At 70.4% G+C, this 19,277-nt stretch carries 18 protein-coding genes; 7 read left to right on the forward strand and 11 right to left on the reverse strand.

Translation table 11 applies throughout. From position 1 onward, the window contains the following. Positions 1 to 7: 7 nt before the first annotated feature. The 3 genes from U9J66_RS19610 to U9J66_RS19620 all read left to right on the forward strand — a co-directional run bounded on the left by U9J66_RS19610 (position 8) and on the right by U9J66_RS19620 (position 4,836). Positions 8 to 676 carry a class I SAM-dependent methyltransferase gene (locus U9J66_RS19610; protein WP_020379971.1) on the forward strand — a complete coding sequence of 223 codons (669 nt, stop codon included), beginning with the start codon at positions 8 to 10 and terminating at the stop codon, positions 674 to 676. Further along, entirely contained in the window at positions 673 to 3,570 is a 2,898-nt protein-coding gene (locus U9J66_RS19615) for a type I polyketide synthase (protein WP_036568491.1), read from the forward strand. Before U9J66_RS19610 ends, U9J66_RS19615 begins: the two co-directional genes overlap by 4 nt. A 189-nt stretch (positions 3,571 to 3,759) precedes the next feature. Then, positions 3,760 to 4,836 (forward strand): acyltransferase, encoded by a 1,077-nt coding sequence (locus tag U9J66_RS19620; protein ID WP_161111194.1) that lies wholly within the window; start codon positions 3,760 to 3,762, stop codon positions 4,834 to 4,836. A gap of 73 nt (positions 4,837 to 4,909) precedes the next feature. On the opposite strand, the gene U9J66_RS19625 is transcribed toward U9J66_RS19620, so the two are convergent. The 3 genes from U9J66_RS19625 to U9J66_RS19635 are packed head-to-tail and all read right to left on the reverse strand — an operon-like array spanning position 4,910 to position 8,027. Continuing rightward, positions 4,910 to 6,457, reverse strand: a complete 1,548-nt coding sequence (locus U9J66_RS19625; RefSeq protein WP_014910077.1) for a tripartite tricarboxylate transporter permease — start codon at positions 6,455 to 6,457, stop codon at positions 4,910 to 4,912. Then, complete coding sequence (locus U9J66_RS19630; RefSeq protein WP_017535922.1) at positions 6,457 to 7,038, reverse strand: tripartite tricarboxylate transporter TctB family protein; 582 nt, start codon at positions 7,036 to 7,038, stop codon at positions 6,457 to 6,459. The genes U9J66_RS19625 and U9J66_RS19630 overlap by 1 nt, the downstream gene beginning before the upstream one ends. Further along, positions 7,035 to 8,027, reverse strand: coding sequence for a Bug family tripartite tricarboxylate transporter substrate binding protein (locus U9J66_RS19635; RefSeq protein WP_161111195.1), 993 nt, complete (start codon positions 8,025 to 8,027; stop codon positions 7,035 to 7,037). The genes U9J66_RS19630 and U9J66_RS19635 overlap by 4 nt, the downstream gene beginning before the upstream one ends. A gap of 226 nt (positions 8,028 to 8,253) precedes the next feature. Here U9J66_RS19635 and U9J66_RS19640 point away from each other — a divergent pair, with 226 nt between their 5' ends. The 3 genes from U9J66_RS19640 to U9J66_RS19650 all read left to right on the forward strand — a co-directional run bounded on the left by U9J66_RS19640 (position 8,254) and on the right by U9J66_RS19650 (position 11,036). Beyond that, the gene (locus U9J66_RS19640; RefSeq protein ID WP_017535920.1) at positions 8,254 to 9,918 is read left to right on the forward strand and encodes a sensor histidine kinase; all 1,665 of its coding nucleotides are present in this window, start codon (positions 8,254 to 8,256) and stop codon (positions 9,916 to 9,918) included. Further along, the gene (locus tag U9J66_RS19645) at positions 9,915 to 10,601 is read left to right on the forward strand and encodes a response regulator (protein WP_014909516.1); all 687 of its coding nucleotides are present in this window, start codon (positions 9,915 to 9,917) and stop codon (positions 10,599 to 10,601) included. The genes U9J66_RS19640 and U9J66_RS19645 overlap by 4 nt, the downstream gene beginning before the upstream one ends. A gap of 66 nt (positions 10,602 to 10,667) precedes the next feature. Beyond that, positions 10,668 to 11,036 carry a VOC family protein gene (locus U9J66_RS19650; protein WP_042282175.1) on the forward strand — a complete coding sequence of 123 codons (369 nt, stop codon included), beginning with the start codon at positions 10,668 to 10,670 and terminating at the stop codon, positions 11,034 to 11,036. 54 nt (positions 11,037 to 11,090) lie between these two features. Here the strand turns inward: U9J66_RS19650 and U9J66_RS19655 are convergent, their stop codons facing one another. Then, positions 11,091 to 12,239, reverse strand: a complete 1,149-nt coding sequence (locus U9J66_RS19655) for an FAD-dependent oxidoreductase (protein WP_014910153.1) — start codon at positions 12,237 to 12,239, stop codon at positions 11,091 to 11,093. 4 nt (positions 12,240 to 12,243) lie between these two features. Next, entirely contained in the window at positions 12,244 to 13,152 is a 909-nt protein-coding gene (sigJ, locus tag U9J66_RS19660) for an RNA polymerase sigma factor SigJ (RefSeq protein ID WP_026125257.1), read from the reverse strand. A 149-nt stretch (positions 13,153 to 13,301) separates the two neighbouring features. Between sigJ and U9J66_RS19665 the strand changes: the two genes are divergently transcribed. Continuing rightward, the gene (locus tag U9J66_RS19665; protein WP_017535917.1) at positions 13,302 to 13,835 is read left to right on the forward strand and encodes a GNAT family N-acetyltransferase; all 534 of its coding nucleotides are present in this window, start codon (positions 13,302 to 13,304) and stop codon (positions 13,833 to 13,835) included. A 92-nt stretch (positions 13,836 to 13,927) separates the two neighbouring features. Here U9J66_RS19665 and U9J66_RS19670 read toward each other — a convergent pair whose 3' ends face one another. The 6 genes from U9J66_RS19670 to U9J66_RS19695 form a co-directional block, all read right to left on the reverse strand. Further along, positions 13,928 to 14,143: a hypothetical protein gene (locus tag U9J66_RS19670; RefSeq protein WP_014911244.1), complete on the reverse strand. Its 216-nt coding sequence runs from the start codon at positions 14,141 to 14,143 to the stop codon at positions 13,928 to 13,930. A gap of 69 nt (positions 14,144 to 14,212) precedes the next feature. Further along, positions 14,213 to 14,425 (reverse strand): hypothetical protein, encoded by a 213-nt coding sequence (locus U9J66_RS19675; protein ID WP_014908342.1) that lies wholly within the window; start codon positions 14,423 to 14,425, stop codon positions 14,213 to 14,215. Between the two features lie 322 nt (positions 14,426 to 14,747). After that, the gene (locus U9J66_RS19680) at positions 14,748 to 15,284 is read right to left on the reverse strand and encodes a hypothetical protein (protein ID WP_017535916.1); all 537 of its coding nucleotides are present in this window, start codon (positions 15,282 to 15,284) and stop codon (positions 14,748 to 14,750) included. 176 nt (positions 15,285 to 15,460) lie between these two features. Next, a complete protein-coding gene (locus U9J66_RS19685; protein ID WP_014910807.1) occupies positions 15,461 to 16,123 on the reverse strand; it encodes an NAD(P)H-binding protein in 663 nt (220 codons plus the stop codon). Between the two features lie 91 nt (positions 16,124 to 16,214). Further along, on the reverse strand, positions 16,215 to 17,201 hold the full coding sequence (locus tag U9J66_RS19690) for a 2-oxoacid:ferredoxin oxidoreductase subunit beta (RefSeq protein WP_326338422.1): 987 nt from the start codon (positions 17,199 to 17,201) through the stop codon (positions 16,215 to 16,217). Positions 17,202 to 17,292: 91 nt separating this feature from the next. Next, positions 17,293 to 19,143, reverse strand: a complete 1,851-nt coding sequence (locus U9J66_RS19695; protein WP_017535914.1) for a 2-oxoacid:acceptor oxidoreductase subunit alpha — start codon at positions 19,141 to 19,143, stop codon at positions 17,293 to 17,295. Between the last annotated feature and the right edge of the window lie 134 nt (positions 19,144 to 19,277).

Below are 19,277 nucleotides of genomic sequence, written 5' to 3' on the forward strand. Positions count from 1 at the left end.
GATCCCCATGTCCCCCTCTGTGGCCTCTACCCCCACCGCGTCCGCCTGGTGGAACCCGACCCTGGTCGACCGCGGCTACCAGGCCCTGGTGGTGCACGGCACCTACCCCTACCTGTGGGGCTGCAACTACCGCTATGTCCTGGACCTGCACCGGGAGGTCGTCCACGAGGGCGACACCGTGCTGGAGATCGGTCCCGCCGACGGCGGGCACCTGCACCGGGTCGACCGCGACAAGCTCGACCTGCACCTGATGGACACCAACCCCGACATGCTGAAGGTGGCCGGCGCGCGTCTGGCCCGCTACGCCCCCACCCTTCACCACAATGACGCGACCAAGCCGTTCCCCATGGAGGAGAACAGCGTCGACGTCGTGGTGCTGTCCATGGTCCTGCACTGCGTGCGGGGGAGCGACCTGAAGGCCAAGTCGTCGGTGTTCGACCACATCGCGGGCGTTCTGCGGCCCGGGGGCACGTTCGCCGGCGCCACCGTCCTGAGCCACGGGGTGCGCCAGACCGCGCTCAGCCGCGCCGGTCTCAAGCTGCTCAACGACCGCGGTGTCTTCGACAACCGGGGCGACTCCCTGGACGACCTGCGCGCCGCCCTGCGCGAGCGGTTCGACGATGTGGAGATCGACATCGTGGGCCGAGTGGCGTTGTGGCGAGGGGTGGCCCGTTGAGGACCCCGGTTCCCTCCACATCGGCGGCCCTGACCGGTATCGGTCTACGCCTGCCGGGTGGTTCCGGCCCTGATCTGCGCGGCCCCGATCGCGCCTGGAACGCACTGTTGGCGGCCGAGAGCGCGATCGGCCGCTACCCCGAAGAGCGATGGCGGGCCATGGCCGAGCGCCTCCACCCGGAGGACCGCTCCGACACCCCGTGGCCGGTCGCCCACCTGACCCTGCCCGAAGCCGGATCCCTGGACGCCACCGTGCTGGGGATGCGCGCCACCGAGGGCGCCCACCTGTCGCCCACCCAGACCCTGGTCACGCAGGTGGTCGCCGAGGCCATCGCCGACGCGGGGCTGGCGCCCTCCACCCTGGCGGGGCCCTCCACCGGTGTCTACCTGGGCAACGCCACCCCGGACGAGGCCCTCACCACCTTCGGGCGGCGATCCCGCCCCGGTCTGGTGGACCTCGCCTCCGGCGGTGCCGGCATGTTGGCCACGCCCGTCTCGCGTTGGCTCGACACCCGCGGCCCCCTGGTCACCTTCGACACCTCCTGCTCGGCGTCCATGGCCGCTCTGGACGCGGCCCACCGCGACCTGGCCCAGGGGAGGGTGGACACCGCGATCGTCATCGGCACCAACACCTGTGCCGACCCCGTGGTGATCCGGGCGTTCGTCGAGGGCGGTGTCCTGGCGGAGGACGGCGCCTGCCTCCCCTACGACGTCGGAGCCCGGGGATACGTACGCGGTGAGGCCGTGGTCGCCGTGGTCCTGCGCCGCTACTCCAGGGCCCGGGCCGACCAGGACCGCGTCTACGCGTTGATCGACCACACCCTGATGGGCGCGGACGGCCGCTCGGCCGGCACCGGTATGCCCTCACGGCCGGCCCAGGCCGAGCTGCTCACCCGGGTCTACGACCAGGCCGGTCTGAGCCCGGAACGGGTCGACTACCTGATCGGTCACGGCACCGCCACCCGGGCCGGCGACCGGGCCGAGTTGGCCGCCCTGAGGCAGGTGTTCGACCGACCCGAGCGGGACCGTCCGCTCCTGGTCGGATCGGTGAAGGGGTTGTGGGGGCACGCGGAGGCGGCCTCCGCCCTGACCGGCGTGGTCGCGGCGGCGCTGAGCCTGCACCACGGGATCGTCCCGCCCACCACCGGACACACCGAGCCCAACCCGGATCTGGGCGAAGGCCTGACGGTCGCCACCGAAGCCGTGGAGATCCCGCCGAAGGTGGTGGGGGTGACCGGGCTCGGCTTCTCCGGGGCCATCGGTCACACCATCATGAGCCGGGTCCCCGCCGCGGCACGTGGACGCCGCGGCGGTCTGACCTCGGCTTCCGTGGGCGGTGCCTTGGCGCTTCCGGTCTCGTCTCCCACCGAGTCCGGTGTGCGCGCCGCGGCGGAGGTCCTCGCTCCGGCCGTCGCCGGTCCCGGCCGTGCTCGCGCGGGCCGGATCGGGGATCATCTCGTCCGACGCCGGGACCACCACCGGGTGCGGGCCGCGGTGCTGTCGGCGCCCAACACCGCCGGCTCGGCCGAGGCCTGGGAGGCTCTGGCGCAGGGTCGATCCCACCCGGATCTCGTCGGCCCCACCGAGGGGCGTTCGCCGTGGCGTCAGGTGTGGGTGTTCGGCGGACAGGGCAGCGCCCATCCTCGTATGGGCCTGAGACTGCGTCGCGAGGATCCGATGTTCGCCGAGCACCTGGAGGCCGTCCTCCGGGAGCTGGAGCTGCCCTGGCGGCCCGGTGACACCGGTGAGCTCGGTCTGGCCTTTCTCCAGCAGGCCACCTTCGCGGTCCAGGTCGCCCTGGCCCACACGCTGCGCGACCGTTACGGCCTGGTCCCGGACGCGGTGGTGGGGCACTCGATGGGAGAGGTGGCCGCCGCCCATGTGGCGGGCATCCTTCCGCTGGATCAGGCCGCGCGCCTGGCACGGGCCCGCTCCACCCTTCTGGAACGGATCGTTCATGAGGGCGGTCTGGTCGCCGCCCAACTGGACGCGCACGAGGCACAGGAGCTCACCGACCGGTACGGGCTGGAGATCGCCTGCCGTAACTCGCCACGGGACGTCGTGCTCTCCGGAGATCGGGACTCCTTGGACGCCCTGGTCGCGGACCTGACCGAACGGGGGGTGCGCAACACCCGTGTCTCCCAGGCGCCTCCCGCCCACAGCCGGCACGTGGAGGGGCTCCAGTCCCTCCTGGCCGCGGAACTGGAGGGTCTGCGGCCCGAGCCGGGGGAGGTGGAGATGGTCTCCACCGTCACCGGTCGTCCCATCGTCGGTACCGACCTGACCGCCGACTACTGGGTCCGCCAACTCCGTGCCCCGGTCGAGTTCGAGCAGGCCACCATCTCCTGCGCATCGGGCGCCACCCTGGCCGTGGAGATCTCGCCCCGGCCCGTCCTGGGGCCGGCCATGGCCCACACCCGGGCCCGTCACCACCTGACCCTGGACATCACCGCGGCCGGGGATCCCGAACACGAACCCCTGGGGCCGGCACGTGTCGCGGCGCACGCCTACACCCACCACATCCCGCTCACCTGGCCCTTCACCGCCGCCTGCGCACCCCTGGAGGTGGAACCGGCGCCGTGGACCCCGAGCGTCTCCGACCGATGGACGGACCGCATCGCCCATCTGGAAGGGGTCGAGCGTCACGCCGTGGTGCTGGACCAGGTCCATCGTGAGGTGGCGGACCTGGCCGCCGTCGAGGTCACCGACCATGATCTGGACACCGACCTGGCGGACCTGGGGGTGAACTCACTCCACCTGCTGAGTCTGCGGGCCACCCTTCTCCAGGCGCTCCCGCAACGTCCCACGGCGCTACCGGATCACCAACCCACGATCCGTTCCATCGCCAAGGCCCTGGAGGAGCTGCTGCCCCCGCCGGCGACGAACACCGCCTGACCCCGCGCCGTCGTCCCGGTCCGGGGCTCCCACTCGAGTGGGAGCCCCGGACCTTCTCGTGTTCTCGGAGAGCGCGGGGAGGGATACGGCGTGTGAGGTCGTGATCGGGTGGCCCGGGGGCGAGGCTCCCACCTGGGAGAACGAGAATCGGGGTTGAGCCCGCTGGTAACGAAGTGGTATCGGTAGTGGGTGCGTGTCGATAAAGCCCTCCCCGTAACCCCGGCGTCCCCCGCGACGATCCCGTCCACCACCTGGATCGGGTTCGCGCGTGTCGCCGCGATGATCGCGGTCGTCCTCGTGCACGCCTACTCCCCGTTGGTGAGCACCATCTACGCCGACCTCGGTGGTCCGACGTGGTGGGCCGCGAACGTCGTGGACGCCGCGTTGCGCTGGTGCGTGCCGGTGTTCGTGATGATCAGCGGCGCCCTTCTCCTCAGGCCCAAGGAGGAGAGCGTCGGGACCTTCTACCGCAAGAGGTGGGCCAAGATCGGCGTTCCGCTGGTCGTGTGGACCCTCGCCTACCTGGTGTGGCAGCGGTGGCGCGACGGGATCGAGGTCTTCGACGCCGTCTCCCAGACCGCCTCGGGCTCCCCCTCCATCCACCTCTACTTCCTCTACGTCATCGCCGGCCTCTACCTCTTCACCCCGTTCCTGCGCACGGTGGTGGCCCACACTCCGCGCGCCGGACTCTGGTGGTTCGCGGGGGCGACCCTGGCCCTGGGCGCGACCGACCAACTGCTGGGCCTGGTCGACGGGGTCGGCGGGGTCACCGCGGCCACCCGGTTCCTGCCCTTCCTCGGCTACTACCTGTTGGGGTGGCTCCTGGTCACCCGGAACGACGACCCTCGTGACACGCGACGCGGAGCCATCGCCTTCGTCCTGGGCACCGCCGCCACCGCCGTCGGGGCCTGGGTCGCGGCCACCCTCGAGGGGGAGTGGGGCAGCGGAGCCGCCTACGTCTACGACTTCCTCTCCCCGATGGTCGTCCTCGCCTCCGTGGGGGCCTTCCTCCTCCTGCGCTCCCTCGGTTCCCGGGTGCGGGCCGGAGGACCGGTCGATCGGGTGGTCGCCTCCGTGTCCGGGCTGAGCTTCGGCGTCTACCTCGTCCACGTCATGGTGCTCTATACGTTGCGCGATCTCGGCGGGGTGCCCGAAGGCCTCATGGCCCTGGTCGCTGCGGCCGGATACGCGTTGGCGACCATGGCGATCAGCATGCTCCTGGTGGCCGTGGTCCAGCGGATCCCGTTGCTGCGCTCCACCGTCTGATCGAGAACGGACGCGCGCACGACGACGGCCCCCGGGAGACGGAACCCGGGGGCCGTTCAGGGAGGGGCGGGGCTCAGGACCGTGCGGCGGGTTCCTGAGCGTCGACCGCCCGAGCGGTACGTCGGCGGAGGGCCCGGGCGATGAGCGGGACCACCGCCACCAGCAGGACCAGGGCGTACAGCGTGATCGAGATGCCGCTGCCCACCAGGATCGTCGGATCCCCGGAGGAGGCGGCCAGCGCCCTCCGGAACTCGGTCTCGGCGATCGGTCCCAGCACCACACCGATCAGGGCGGGGGCCACCGGGACCCCGAAGGTCCGCATGACCAATCCCAGCAGCGCGACCGCCGTCAACATCACCAGGTGGATCACGGAGGTGTTGATCGCGTACACGGCCAGCACCGAGAACAGCGTGATACCCGCGTACAGGTACGGCTTGGGCAGCTTGAGGAGCTTGGCCCACAGCGGGGCGAACGGCAGGTTGATCACCAGGAGCAGCACACTGCCGATCAGCAGCGAGGCCAGGAGGGTCCATACCAGGTCGGCGTTGCGCTCGAACAGGACCGGGCCCGGCTGGAGTCCGTACTGCTGGAAGGCGGCCAGCATGATCGCGGCCGTCGCCGAGGTGGGCAGACCCAGGCCCAGCAGCGGGACCATAGTGCCGGCGGCGCTGGAGTTGTTGGCCGCCTCGGGACCGGCCACACCCTCGATCGCGCCCTCGCCGAACTCGTTCTCCTCGCCCTTGCGGCGGGCGCGGCGCTCGGCGAGCTTGCGCTCCAGACCCAAGGAGAGGAACGTCGGGATCTCCGCCCCGCTGCCCGGGATCGGGCCGAAGGCGCCACCCAGGGCGGTACCGCGCAGCCACGGTTTCCAGGAACGACGCAGGTCACGTCGGCCCAGCCACGGGCGGCCGGTACGGATCGCAGCGAAGTCCGGAGCGGACCGGCCCCGCGCGGCGATGTACAGCACCTCTCCGAGGGCCAACAGACCCACGGTCACGATCACGATGTCGATGCCGTCGAGCAGGCTGGAGGAGCCGAAGTCGAAACGGGCCGCGCCGCTCTGTCCGTCGATCCCCACCATGCCGATGGCCAGACCGATCAGCAACGACGCCAGACCGCGCAGCACCGAACCGGACACCACCGCGGCCACCGCCACGAAGGAGAAGACGGTCAGCGCGAAGTACTCGCCGGGTCCGAAGTTGAGCGCGAACGCGACCATCACCGGGGCGAACAGGGCCACGATCAGCGTGCCCAGGATGCTCGCCACGAACGAACCGATCACCGCGGTGCCCAAGGCCTGGGCCGCGCGACCCTTGAGCGCCATCTTGTGGCCCTCGTAGGTGGTGGCGATCGAGGAGGCCTGCCCCGGGGTGTTGAGCAGGATCGAGGTGGTGGCGCCACCGAACATGCCGCCGTAGTACACGCCGGCGAACAGGATGAACGCGCCGGTGGGGTCGAGGCGGAAGGTGACCGGCAACAGCAGGGCGACCGCCATCGCCGAACCCATGCCGGGCAGGACGCCCACGGCGGTGCCGAGCAGGACGCCGAGGAAGGCCCACATCAGGTTCTGCGGGCTCATCGCGGCGGAGAGCCCGTCCACCAGGTTGAGCAGGGTGTCCATCAGAGCAGCACCTCCAGGAAGCCGCCGGGCAGGTTGAGTCCGAGCCCGAACGAGAAGCCGACCTGGACGGCGGCCGAGATCGACAGCGCCACGATCGCGTCACGCAGATGGGCGCGGGCGCCGAAGGCGTAGGCCACGATCCAGAACAACAGAGCGCCGGCGAGCAGCCAGCCCAGGATCTCCAGCAGGGCGATGTGCGCCACCAGCCCGGCCAGCACGATCAGCACGGGACGACCCTCGAACCAGGCCAGAGGGGAGACACCGCTCTCGGAGCCCCGCCCTCGAAGGTTGACCACGGTCATGCACACGGCGGTGATCAGGAGCAGTACGCCCACGACGCCGGGGAAGGCGCCGGGACCCGGCCGGGTCGCGTTGGGCGGGGCCTCGATGGTGAGGGCGCCCCACACGGCCACCAGGCCGAGGATCGCCACCAGGGCGGGGACGACCCACGCTCCGGGGCCGCTCCAGGCGGTCTCCTCCGGGGAGGGGGCCTGCGTACTCTCGTCCGGCCCGTTCGTCTCCGTCTCCGTCACCGGTTCGGGGACCTCGGATCCGGTCCGTTCGGTCACGTCGTCCCTCACAGACCCAACTCCTCTACGGTCTCCTGCGTCAGGGCGACCTCCTCCTCCAGGAACTCCGAGAACCCCTCACGGTCCTGGAAGGTGTCGGTCCATCGGTTGCGCTCCAGGGTGTCCTCCCAGGAGGGGGTCGCGAGCAGCTCGCGCACCAGCTCCTCCAGGGCCGCGGCCTCCTCGTCGCTCAACCCGGGAGGGGCGATGACCCCGCGCCAGTTCGACATCTCCACGTCGTAGCCCTGCTCCAGGATGGTGGGGAGGTCCACCCCCTCCAGACGGTCGGGGGAGGAGATCGCCAGCGCGCGCAGCGGGCCGTCCTCCTCCATCTGGTCGCTGAAGTCGCCCAGGGTGCCGAAGCCGACCTCGGAGGTGCCCGACAGCAGTGAGGTCAGGACCTCGCCGCCGCCCGAGTAGGGCAGGTAGTTGATCTCACCGGGGGCCACGTCCATGGACTGGGCCACCCGGGCGGCGAAGATCTGGTCGACACCGCCCATCGAACCGCCCGACACCGGCAGGGTCTCCGAGCGTTCGGTCCAGTCCTCGGCGAGATCGTCGAGGTCCTCGTAGGGCGAGTCCTTCGGTACGGCCACGACCAGATACTCCGAGGCGAGCTGGGCGATGGGGGTGGAGTCCTCCATCGAGTAGGGGGAGCCGGTGGTCTCCACGGCGCCCACCATGCCCAGGCCGGTCATGGTCAGGACGTTGGCCTGACCGTCGCGACCGGCGGTCTGAGCCAGGCCGATGGTGCCGCCCGCGCCCTCGGCGTTGCGGACCTCGACGTTGAAGCGCAGCTCCTCTTCACGCAGGCCGTTCTGCATCTCGCGGGCGAGCGTGTCCCAGCCTCCGCCGGGGGCCGCGGGCGCGATGAGCAGAAGCTTCTCCTGAGAACCGTCGCCGGAGGCGGCGCTCTGCCGCACGTCGTACAGTGCCGTCCCGACCAGTAGGACGGCACAGAGCCCTCCCACCACACGGAACAACACGCCACGATCACGCATCGTCCTCTCCTCTCGATCGTCTCGATCGTCTGTGCACGTCCCCGGCGCAGACGAACACGCAGACGCAGGGGAGATCCGCACCACAGTGTGACGGCGGACACCCGCATGTGAGGGCTTTGTTAAAACTGGAGTCATATTGGTCGTATTGTTCGTGAAACCCGATCGCACGACGTCGACCTGTGCGTTCACCGGCCCGGGAGCCCCGTACCCGGCCACTGGAGTACCCATGACCTCACCGCCCGCACGAGGCCGCCTCACCCTCACCGGATCCCTGTTCATCGGCTACGTCTGCCTGTTGACGGTGGCGCTCACCGGGGTCGGCGTCCTGTGGACGCTCCACGTCGATCGCGAGACCGACCGCCAGTACGCCGAGCGCGTCCTCACCGTCGCCCGCTCGGTCGCCGTCATGCCCGAGGTGGTGGCCGGGCTTCAGGAGCCCGACCCCGCCGCCACCCTCGACCCGCTCGCCGACCGTCTGGTCGCGGCCACGGACACCGACTTCCTCGTCATCGCCTCGCCCGAGGGCACCCGGTACACCCACCCGAACAAGGAGCTCATAGGGCGTACGGTGTCCACCCCGCCCGGCCCCGCCGCCGAGGGGACGGAGTGGAGCGGGGTCCAGGACGGTACCCAGGGCCGTACGGTCCGGGCGAAGATCCCCGTGTTCTCCGAAGGCGGATCGGTCAACGGAGGCGACGCGAAGGGCGAGGTCGTCGGCTACGTGTCCCTGGGCATCCTCACCTCCAGCGCCGGCGGCGACACCCGTGCGGCCGTCCCCGCGATCCTCGCCGCCGTGGCCCTCGTCCTGGCCGTGGGGGTGGGCGGCTCCTGGATGCTGTCCCGGCGGGTCCGGGCCAAGACCCACGGTCTGGAACCGGCCGACATCACCACCCTGCTCGAAAGCCGCGAGGCCCTGCTGTACGCCGTGCGTGAAGGCGTCCTCGCGGTCGACGCCCACGACCGGGTCGTCCTGGTCAACCGTCCCGCCCGCGAGCTGCTCGGTCTGAGCGGGGAGATCGAGGGGCTCCGGCTGGAGGACCTCGGCCTGTCCGAGCGGGCCCGCGACATCGTCACCGGGGCCGACCGGGGCGGCGACCTGATCCTCCTCGCCGGCGACCGGGTCCTCGTCGCCAACCGGATGCCGGTAAGGATCCGGGGACGCGAGGCCGGAGCCGTGGTGACCCTCCGCGACCGGACCGAGGTCGATCGGCTCACCGGAGAGCTCGACGGAGCCCGCACCGTCACCCGGGGGCTGCGGGCCCAGGCCCACGAGTTCGCCAATCGAGTGCACACCGTCGCCGGGCTGCTCGAACTGGGAGCCCATGAGGAGGCCCGCGCCTACCTCGCGGAACTCACCGCCACCCACACGCGCACCTCCAGCGGCGTGGCCGAGCACATCCACGACCCGGCCCTGGCCGCCCTCACCCTCGCCAAGTCCGCGCAGGCCTCCGAACGCGGCGTCGACCTGCGTCTCTCCCCGCTGACCCGGGTTCCGGGGCCCCTGTACGCCGAGCCGCGGGCCGACGCCCTCCTCGTTCTGGGCAACCTGGTGGACAATGCCCTGGACGCGGTCGGCCGAGAGGGGTGGGTCGAGCTCCTGGTGCGACTGCACCGGGACGTGGACACCGACCTGCCGCACGACCTGCTGGAGATCCGGGTGACCGACTCCGGGCACGGGGTGGCCGACGACGTCGCGAAGGAGATCTTCCGATACGGGTTCACCACCAAGGCATCACGGGACGGAGGCACTCGGGGCCTCGGCCTGGCCTTGGTGAAACAGGTGTGCGAGAGCAGAGGGGGAAGCATCGAGATGGAGGAACCGGACGAGGAGGAGGGGGCGGTCTTCACCGCCTGCCTGCCCGTCGCCGTGCCGGTGGGGGTCGGGGAATGATCCGCGTCCTGATCGTCGACGACGACGTGCGCGTGGCCCGGAACCATCAGGAGCTGGTGGAGTCGGTCCCCGAGTTCACCGTGGTCGGCACGGCGCACACGGCGGCCGCAGCCCTGGCCCAGGTGCGCGGTCATCGACCGGACCTGATCCTGCTCGACCTGCACCTGCCGGACGCCTCGGGCATCTCCGTGATGCGCACCCTGCGCGCGACCTCCGACCCGGACACCCCGCAGCCCGACTTCCTCATGATCACCGCCGTACGCGACATCGCCCAGGTGCGTTCGGCGCTGCACGGCGGGGCCGTCCACTACCTGCTCAAGCCCTTTCCGCTCACGGCCCTGCGCGACCAGCTCGAACGCTACGCGGTGGCCCGCCGTCAGATGGAGGGCGGGCCGGGGGAGGCCACCCAGCAGGAGGTGGATCGACTGTTCGGGCTGCTGCGCCCACCGGCGGCCCGCTCCCTCCCCAAGGGGCTCACCGCCGCCACCGTCGACCTGGTCTCGGGGGTGCTGCGCGCGTCGAGGGACGAGCTGTCCGCCGCCGAGGTCGCGGACCGTTCCGGGGTCTCCCGGGTGACCGCCCGCCGCTACCTGGAACACCTGTGCGCCGACGGTCGGGCCGAACTGCGCATGCGCTACGGCTCCGCCGGGCGCCCCGAACACCTCTACCGGTGGGTCGCCTGAGCGCGTTCGTCTCCCCACGGCGCGGGCCTTCACGAGAACGTCGGTGGCGCGTGTCACACTCGGGGCATGCTCGATCACCTTGGCATCCAGGTCGCCGACCCCGAGGCCGCGGCCTCCTTCTACGACGCCGTCCTCGGGGCCCTGGGCCACCGGCGCATGCTCCAGTACGGGCCGGTGATCGGCTACGGAAGCGAGGAGCCCGCCTTCTGGATCTCTCCCGCCGAGATCGAGGGGCCCGCTCGGGAGTCGCACATCGCCTTCACCGCGGCCGATCGCGCGGCGGTCGACGCCTTCTTCGCGGCGGCGGTCGAGAGCGGGGCCGAGGTCCTGCACGAGCCGAGGGTGTGGCCCGAATACCACGAGCACTACTACGGCGCGTTCGTCCGAGACCCCGACGGGAACAACGTGGAGGCCGTCAGCCACGTCCCCGCCTGAGCGGGACGACGACACGGAGGCGACGGCGCGTGTCCGTCGCCCCCGCGACCGAACTCAGCCCAGAGGCGCCGGAGCGCGGCTCGTGGCCAGGTGCGCCGCCCGGACGGCGCTGGTGAACGACACCTCGCCCAACAGGCCGGGCGCGGCCACCTCGTCCCCGGCCAGGTAGACGTCCCCGCCCCGGTCGATGGCGGGCCGGTCCCGCCAGGACGAACCCGGCAGATCCAAGGCGCCGGTCCGGCCCCGCGCCATCTGGTCGCGGCGCCAGGTCAGCCGCTCGCGCCAGTCGCCCAACGCGGTGTCCAGGAGGCGTTCCAGCCGTTCCGTCGCCTCGGCCCGGGACTCGCCCGCGCGGACGGGGATCTGCGCCTGGACCAGTTCCTCGCCCTCGGGGGCCAGGACCCGGTCATGGGCCGAGTACCGCTCCAGGAACCCGCCCTCGTCCAGGTCCGACACCAGGAAGGGGTCGTCGGCCGAACGCAACCCCAGGTCGGTCATGAGCGAGTGCCCGCTCTCCCAGGCCAGGGACGGATCGTCGAGCAGGGAACGGGCCGCGGCCAGCGAGGTGGCGACCACCACGGGCCCCTCCGGCAGGGAATCGACCCGATGCCCGGTCTCGATCCGCACACCCATGGCGAGCGCGTGGTCCGCCATCCGTTCGACGAGACGGACCCAACCGCCGACCGGATAGCGGACCGCGGGCACCTGGGGACGGGTGAGCCGACGGAACCTCTCCCAGACGAACGAGGCCGACAGCCGTCCCGGATCGGCCTCGAACAGGGCCACGCCCATCATCGAGGCGACCAGCCGGGTGCTCTCCTCGCCCAGACGTTCGGCCCCCCACGAGGCGAAGTCCCGCTCCACCGGAGCCGACAGCCCGCGTCGGGCCAGCGCCTTCAGCAGTGCGCGGGGCGGACGTCCGGTCAGCCGTTCCCGGTAGCGGAAACGCGAGGAGCGAAGAGATCCCAGAGAGGGCCTGACCAGTGGCGGGACCAGGTCCCGCTCGGCCAGCCAGCGGTACGGGGCCCCGTCGGTGTACAGGGCGTGCGGGCCGTCGTTGGCCACATAGGGAGGTTCGGTGGAACGGGCCCGGCCTCCCAGGGTCCGGTGCGACTCCAACACGGTGACGTTCGCGCCGTTCTCGGCGCCGGCGATGGCCGCGGTCAATCCTGCGAGGCCACCGCCCACAACGGTGATGTCCATACCCCTAGGACGGATCGGGGGCCCGTAGACGTGACATCTTCTCCGGGTTGACCAACAGGTACACGTGCCGGACCCTCCCCTCGAAGACGTCCAGGACCAACAGGAGCACCGGGGCGTCGCCGACCGAGACGACGGCGGCGGGGCCGCCGTTGACCTCGGTGACCCCGAAGACCAGATCGTCGATGGAGGAGAGGCCCAGGGACCGGAGGAAGCGGGACGCGTTGCGCTCCTCGGACACGGCCGCGAGGAAACGCCCCACCTTGTGCGCGCTGTGCAGGACCCGCAGGGGCGCCCGCGCCTTGCCGCCGCTGTCGCTCACCAGGGTCGCGTCGTCGGCGAGCAGTTCCTTGAGCCCGTCCAGGTCGCCCTCCAGGCAGGCCCGGAGGAAGCGTTCGGTGATCCGACGCCGTTCGGCCCGGTCGGCCTCGAAACGGGGGCGACGTTCGCGGACGTGGTCGCGGGCCCGTTTGGCCAGTTGTCGGGTGGCGCCCTCGCTCCGGTCGATGACCCGCGCGATCTGGGCGTAGGGGAGTTGGAAGGCCTCGTGCAGGACGAAGACGGCGCGTTCGAGGGGGCTGAGGGTCTCCAGGACCACCATCAGCGCGAACTCCACCGAATCGGCGAGTTCGGCTCGTTCGGCGCCGTCGGGCAGGTCGCTGACGGGTTCGGGCAGCCATTCGCCCACATAGGACTCGCGCCGGGAGCCGGCCCTGCGCAGCCGGTCGATGGCCAGCCGGGACACCACGGTGACCAGGTAGGCGCGGGGGTCGTCGACCTCGTCCCGAGATTCGCCGGACCAGCGCATCCAGGCCTCCTGGACCACGTCCTCGGCGTCGTCGGCACTGCCCAGGACCCGGTAGGCGACCCCGTTCAACAGGGAGCGGTGCTCCTCGAAGACCTCTGTCGTCGTCATGATCAGGAAGACGTACCACTCGGGCGCGTTCGTGACACGCCCTGACACACCTCCCGTCCTCTTCCGGCCGGTGTACGCCACGGGCTTGCCTCCACCGGGGCGGGGTTCTAGGTTGGCGCGACCGGGAGGGTCGAGGAGAGAGGTCGCCGTTGTATCGACTGCGTGAGTGGAACCGAGGGGACGCCGATCGGCTGCTGGAGGCCTTCGCCTGGAGGGAGCTGGCCTGGCAGGAGACCGAGGTCCCCCGGACCCCGGACGAGGCGATGGAGTGGATCGATCGTCGGGCCGTGCTGACGAAGGAGGAGATCCACGGTTTCGCGGTGGTGGACGGGCTCGACAAGGTGCTGGGACATGTGCAGATCTCGGTGACCAGTCGAAGACACGAGTTGGGGTGGTTGTCCTTCTGGACCCACCCCGCCGAACAGGGGCGCGGTGTGGCCACGGCCGGAGCCCGGCTGGCCTCGCGGTTCGCCTTCGACGAGCTGGGACTGTTCCGGGTGGAGGCGGGGCATCGGATCGACAACCCGGGGTCATGCGTGGCGTTGGGGCGCGCGGGTCTCCTGCCGGAGGGGATCGAGAGGGCCAAGCTGCTCTACGGGACCTCCCGTTACGACACGGCCTCCCACGCTCGTCTGGTCACCGACCCGGAGGAGTGGACCCCGGAGGGGCCTTGTAAGTACTGAGGGTCCCAGGACGCCTCCGAACGGAGAACACGAACGCGGGGCCCGGCCGTGGAAGGCCGGGCCCCGCGTGTGTCGACGCGCGAGGGCGTGGACTAGTGGTCCAGGACGGCGATGCCGGAGTGGATGTCGTTGGAGATGACGTTGCAGCCCTCGGAGCTGAAGCCGGTGAAGGCGATCACGTCGGCGCAGATCGGCACGGTGATGTTCTGGATGTTGGCGTTGTTGTCGGCGGCGGCGGTGCCGGACATGGCGCCCAGGGCGAGACCGGTGGCGAGGATGAGGCCGGAGACGGAGGCGATGCGCTTCATGGTGATGTTCCTTTTCGGTTCGCTGTGTGCGGTCGGTGGTGGCGGCTGCGTCGGGACGACCCGTTCTTCCTAGTCGTGAACGGCGATGCCCGAGGTCGCGTCCCAGTCGACGACGTTGCAGCCGCTGGCGCTGACGCCGGAGGCCTTCAGAACGTCGATGCAGACCGGGATGGTGATGTTCTGGACCTTGGCGTTGTTGTCCGCGGCGGCGGTGCCGGTGAAGGCGCCGAGGGCGAGGCCGGTGGCCAGAACGAAGCCGGAAACCTTGGCGATACGGGACATGTAGGTCACCTTTCGGAAGTGCAGAAACGGGTTGGCTGCAGCCGCCGGAATTAACTTAGCGTAGCCGGAAGGGTGCTCGAAGTAGTTTCACGCAAGAATCCAGAGTTTCCCCAAAGTTTTCTCGGCTTACCGAGTGGCATGACGGACATATCGCGGCTTCTTGCCCTCGGGCGTTACACAACCGAAAGCGTGACTGAAACAGGTTTCTGGCGAATGCATCGGAACCCTCGAGTGTCCGACATGAGGGATCTGTGAAAGGCGGGGGCCGAACAAGAGAAAGGGCCCGCACGGCGATGCCGTGCGGGCCCCGAGAGGCGAGGGGTCACCAGCCTTGCTGGCCGTACCCCGGGTACTGCTGCCCGTAGCCGGGCTGTTGCTGCTGGCCGTAACCGGGCTGCTGTCCGTAGCCGGGGTACTGCTGCTGGTCGTAACCCGGGTACGGCTGCTGAGGCTGACCGTAACCCTGGCCGTAACCCGCGTACGGGTCCTGCTGCTGGGCGCCGGTGGGATGCTGCGGGTAGGCCTGCTGTTGCCCGGAGTGGTCATGAGGCTGCGGCTGCTGGGGCTTTCGGGCCTCGGCCTGTTCCGCCTTCGCGTCCTTCGCGTCCTCGTCCGGGCGGAAGATGAACAGACGCGCCGCCTTGGACTCGCCGTCCTCGCTCGGAGTGATCAGGTCCAGGCGCCAGCCGGCCTCCTCGATCCCCTCGAGGATGCGGGTCAGTCCGGGACGCAGTTTGCTGGAGGCGTCGTCGTACGCGTTGACCTCCAACTGGATGATGAACATCCGGCGCTTCTGCTGCGCGGCGACCTTCGCGTGTTCGACGACCGTGCTGTCCCTCACGACCTGTGTGACGCTCATGAATAACCGTACCCATCTGCTCTTCGGAGCTGGTCCACCCGTCGGGTTCGTTCCCGGTCGTCCGCGTCCACCATGACGGGGGTCCGCCGGGCTCCGCCTCCATCATGCCCCCTATAGGTGCATCTGGCCACAGAGACCGACAGAACCCCTCCGCTCGGGAAGCCCCCGGAAGCGACTCACTCGGCGATGGCGCGCACGGCCTCGACGACGGGTGTTCCACCGTTCACCAGATTGAGAACCCGGCCGACGGTACCTGGTTCGTCCAGAAGGGCGACGATCACGGCGGCCACGTCCGCACGGGAGACCGAGGAACGCTCCACCTCCTCGCCCAGATCGACCAGACCGGTGCCGGCCTCATCGGTCAACCTCCCTGGACGCAGGATCGTCCAGTCCAGGTCGAGGTCGCGTCCGCGCAGGTCGTCGTCGGCCGCCTTCTTCGCCGCGACGTAGGCCCTCCAGACCTCGTCGGCGTCCTCGGCCACCGGACGGTCCACGTCGATGGCCGAGATCTGGATCAGGCGGCGCACACCGGCCAGCGCTGCCGCGTCGGCGGTCAGGACCGCCGCCTTGTGGTCGACGGTCTCCTTACGGGCCGCGCCACTGCCCGGGCCGGCGCCGGCCGCGAACACCACGGCGTCGGCGCCCATGATCCGCTCGGTCAGCTCGGTGACGGTGGCCCGCTCCAGGTCGATCACGACCGGCTCGGCCCCGGCGTCGACGACGTCCTGGGAATGGTCGGGGTTACGGATGAGGGCGACGGGGGTGTCTCCGCGGTCGGCCAGGGCCCTGGCCAGACTCAGAGCGATCTTTCCGTGCCCTCCGGCGATGACGATACGCATGGGGGAAGCGTATTGCCTCACCCCGGGTGGAGCCCGGACGGCGACCCGGGCGGGCCTGTGAACTTCTCGACGCCGCCCGGGGGAATACCGCCTACTCCACGGTCCAGGTGTCCCCGCCCGCCAACAGGGCCTCCAGGTCACCGTCGCCGTGCTCGGCCCGCGCCTCCTCGATCTGCTCGTTCAGCAGCTCGTCGTAGACCGGTCGACGCACGTCCCGGAACACCCCGATCGGCACGTGTTCGAACGCCGGCCGGTCCAGTCGGGACAGCGCGAACGCGTACCCGGGGTCCTCACGGCGCGCGTCGTGTCTGATCAGCCGGTCCTCGCCGACCTCGGCCACGTCCGCCACCTCCAGGCCGCCGAAGTCCCCGGCCACCACGCCCCGGTCCGGGCCCAGCCGCAGCGGCTCCCCGTGCTCCATCCGCAGCAGTCGCAGATCACGGGAGGAGGGGTCCTTCAAGGGTTCGAACGCGTCGTCGTTGAAGATCGGGCAGTTCTGGTAGATCTCCACGAAGGACGCTCCGGGGTGATCGGCCGCCGCGCGCAGCACCGACGTCAGGTGCGCGCGATCGGAGTCCACGGTCCGCGCCACGAAACCGGCCTCGGCCCCCAGCGCCAGGGACACCGGGTTGAAGGGGTGGTCGAGCGACCCCGCCGGCGAGGACTTGGTGACCTTGCCCGTCTCGGAGGTGGGGGAGTACTGGCCCTTGGTCAACCCGTAGATCCGGTTGTTGAACAGCAGGATGTTGATGTTGACGTTGCGGCGCAGCGCGTGGATGAGGTGGTTGCCGCCGATGGACAGACCGTCGCCGTCACCGGTGATCACCCATACCGACAGGTCGGGCCGGCTCGCCGCCAACCCCGTCGCGATCGCCGGGGCGCGCCCGTGGATCGAGTGCATCCCGTAGGTGCTCAGGTAGTACGGGAACCGGGAGGAGCAGCCGATCCCGGACACCATCACGATGTTCTCGCGTGGAATCCCGAGACGAGGAAGGAAGGACTGGAAGGCGGCCAGGATCGCGTAGTCGCCACAGCCCGGACACCAGCGCACCTCCTGATCCGACTTGAAGTCCTTCATCTTGTAGACGGTGTCCGTCGTGGGCACCAGACGCAGTCCGGCCGACGCCGCCACGTGTCCCGAGTGCCCGTTCCGGGCCCCGTTCGGATTCTCAGTCACGGTCGATGACCTCCTGCACGACGGACGCGAGCTCTTCGGCCTTGAAGGGCAGGCCGCGGACCTTGTTGTAACCGATGACGTCGACCATGAAGCGGCCGCGCAACAGCAGCGCCAGCTGGCCCAGGTTGATCTCGGGGACCACGACCCGGTCGTAGCGGCGCAGGACCTCGCCGAGGTCGGCCGGGAACGGGTTGAGGTGACGCAGATGGGCCTGGGCCACCCGGCCGCCCGACCGGCGTACGCGCCGTACGGCCGCGGTGATCGACCCGTAGGTCCCGCCCCAGCCGAGGACGAGGACACGGGCGTCGCCGGTGGGGTCGGACACCTCCAGCGGTGGAAGGCTCCGGGCGATCGCGTCGATCTTGGCCTGCCGCGTGCGGACCATCAGGTCGTGGTTGGACGGGGTGTAGGAGATGTCCCCGGTCTCGGCGTGCTTCTCGATCCCGCCGATCCGGTGCTCCAGACCCGGCGTGCCCGGCACCGCCCAAGGGCGGGCCAGGGTCTCCTCGTCCCGCAGGTAGGGCAGGAAGGTCCCGTCCGGGCCGTTGGCCTCGGTGGCGAACCCCGGATCGATCGTCGGCAGTTCCGACACCCTCGGCAGCCGCCAGGGCTCGGAGCCGTTGGCCAGGTAGCCGTCGGAGAGCATGATCACCGGGGTCCGGTACTCGACGGCCAACCGGACCGCCTCCACCGCCGTGTCGAAACAGTCGGCGGGGGAGGAGGGCGCCACCACGGGTACCGGGGACTCGCCGTTGCGCCCGTACAGGGCCATCAACAGATCCGTCTGCTCGGTCTTGGTGGGCATCCCCGTGCTCGGTCCGGCCCGCTGCACGTCGACGACGACCAGCGGAAGCTCGGTCATCACCGCCAACCCGACGGCCTCCTGCTTGAGCACCATGCCCGGACCCGAGGTGGTCGTGACACCGAGCGAACCGCCGAACGAGGCGCCCAAGGCCGCGCCGACCCCGGCGATCTCGTCCTCGGCCTGGAAGGTCCGGACCCCGAACCGCTTGTGCCGGGACAGTTCGTGCAGGATGTCCGAGGCCGGAGTGATCGGGTACGAGCCCAGGAACAGGGGCAGCCCCGAACGCCGAGAGCCCGCGATCAGCCCATAGGCGGTGGCCAGGTTCCCGGTGATGTTGCGGTAGGTGCCCGAGGGGAGACGGGCCGGCTTGATCTCATAGGAGACCGCGAAGTCCTCGGTGGTCTCGCCGAAGTTCCATCCGGCCTTGAACGCGGCGAGGTTGGCCGCGAGGATCTCCGGTCTGCGCGCGAACTTCGACCTCAGGAACGAGACCGTCCCCTCCGTCGGCCGGTTGTACATCCAGGACAGCAGCCCCAACGCGAACATGTTCTTCGCGCGTTGGGCGTCCTTCTTCGAGATGTCGATGTCGGTCAGGGCGGCCACCGTCATCGACGTCAGCCCGGCGGCGCTGACCTTGAAACCGTCGAGGGTCCCATCGGTGAGCGGGTCGCTCTCGTAGCCGACCTTGGCCAGACTCCGGGTGGTGAACTCGTCGGTGTTGACGATGATCGTGGCGCCCTTGGGAAGGTCGCCGAGATTGGCCTTGAGGGCGGCGGGGTTCATCGCCACCAGGACGTCGGGGGCGTCCCCCGGGGTCACGATGTCGTGGTCGGCGAAGTGCAACTGGAAACTGGAGACCCCCGGAAGGGTGCCCGCCGGGGCGCGGATCTCCGCGGGGAAGTTCGGCAGGGTCGACAGGTCGTTGCCGAACGAAGCGGTCTCCTGGGTGAACCGGTCACCGGTCAACTGCATGCCGTCGCCGGAGTCGCCGGCGAAGCGGATGATGACGCGGTCGAGTTGTTCGATCTGTTTGGCCACTGAGATCGACGACCTCCTCGGTGAGCCGCCGGTCGTGAAGGCGGCGGCGCTCGGTGTGCGTCCCGACCCGGCCACACCGGCCGCGGGCCGATCGTCGTGGTCGGGGACGGAAGGGACATGCTGCCGTGACCCCG

The organism is Nocardiopsis sp. LDBS1602 (assembly GCF_035818715.1).
Lineage (GTDB): Bacteria > Actinomycetota > Actinomycetes > Streptosporangiales > Streptosporangiaceae > Nocardiopsis > Nocardiopsis alba.

What these genes read in the sequence shown, in the direction of transcription:
- U9J66_RS19610 (WP_020379971.1), top strand. Translation starts at nt 8, where the DNA reads ATGTCCCCCTCTGTGGCCTCTACCCCCACCGCGTCCGCCTGGTGGAAC.
- U9J66_RS19625 (WP_014910077.1), bottom strand. Translation starts at nt 6,457, where the DNA reads ATGGACACCCTGCTCAACCTGGTGGACGGGCTCTCCGCCGCGATGAGC.
- U9J66_RS19635 (WP_161111195.1), bottom strand. Translation starts at nt 8,027, where the DNA reads ATGCGTGATCGTGGCGTGTTGTTCCGTGTGGTGGGAGGGCTCTGTGCC.
- U9J66_RS19640 (WP_017535920.1), top strand. Translation starts at nt 8,254, where the DNA reads ATGACCTCACCGCCCGCACGAGGCCGCCTCACCCTCACCGGATCCCTG.
- U9J66_RS19645 (WP_014909516.1), top strand. Translation starts at nt 9,915, where the DNA reads ATGATCCGCGTCCTGATCGTCGACGACGACGTGCGCGTGGCCCGGAAC.
- U9J66_RS19650 (WP_042282175.1), top strand. Translation starts at nt 10,668, where the DNA reads ATGCTCGATCACCTTGGCATCCAGGTCGCCGACCCCGAGGCCGCGGCC.
- U9J66_RS19655 (WP_014910153.1), bottom strand. Translation starts at nt 12,239, where the DNA reads ATGGACATCACCGTTGTGGGCGGTGGCCTCGCAGGATTGACCGCGGCC.
- sigJ (WP_026125257.1), bottom strand. Translation starts at nt 13,152, where the DNA reads ATGACGACGACAGAGGTCTTCGAGGAGCACCGCTCCCTGTTGAACGGG.
- U9J66_RS19670 (WP_014911244.1), bottom strand. Translation starts at nt 14,143, where the DNA reads ATGAAGCGCATCGCCTCCGTCTCCGGCCTCATCCTCGCCACCGGTCTC.
- U9J66_RS19675 (WP_014908342.1), bottom strand. Translation starts at nt 14,425, where the DNA reads ATGTCCCGTATCGCCAAGGTTTCCGGCTTCGTTCTGGCCACCGGCCTC.
- U9J66_RS19680 (WP_017535916.1), bottom strand. Translation starts at nt 15,284, where the DNA reads ATGAGCGTCACACAGGTCGTGAGGGACAGCACGGTCGTCGAACACGCG.
- U9J66_RS19685 (WP_014910807.1), bottom strand. Translation starts at nt 16,123, where the DNA reads ATGCGTATCGTCATCGCCGGAGGGCACGGAAAGATCGCTCTGAGTCTG.
- U9J66_RS19690 (WP_326338422.1), bottom strand. Translation starts at nt 17,201, where the DNA reads ATGAAGGACTTCAAGTCGGATCAGGAGGTGCGCTGGTGTCCGGGCTGT.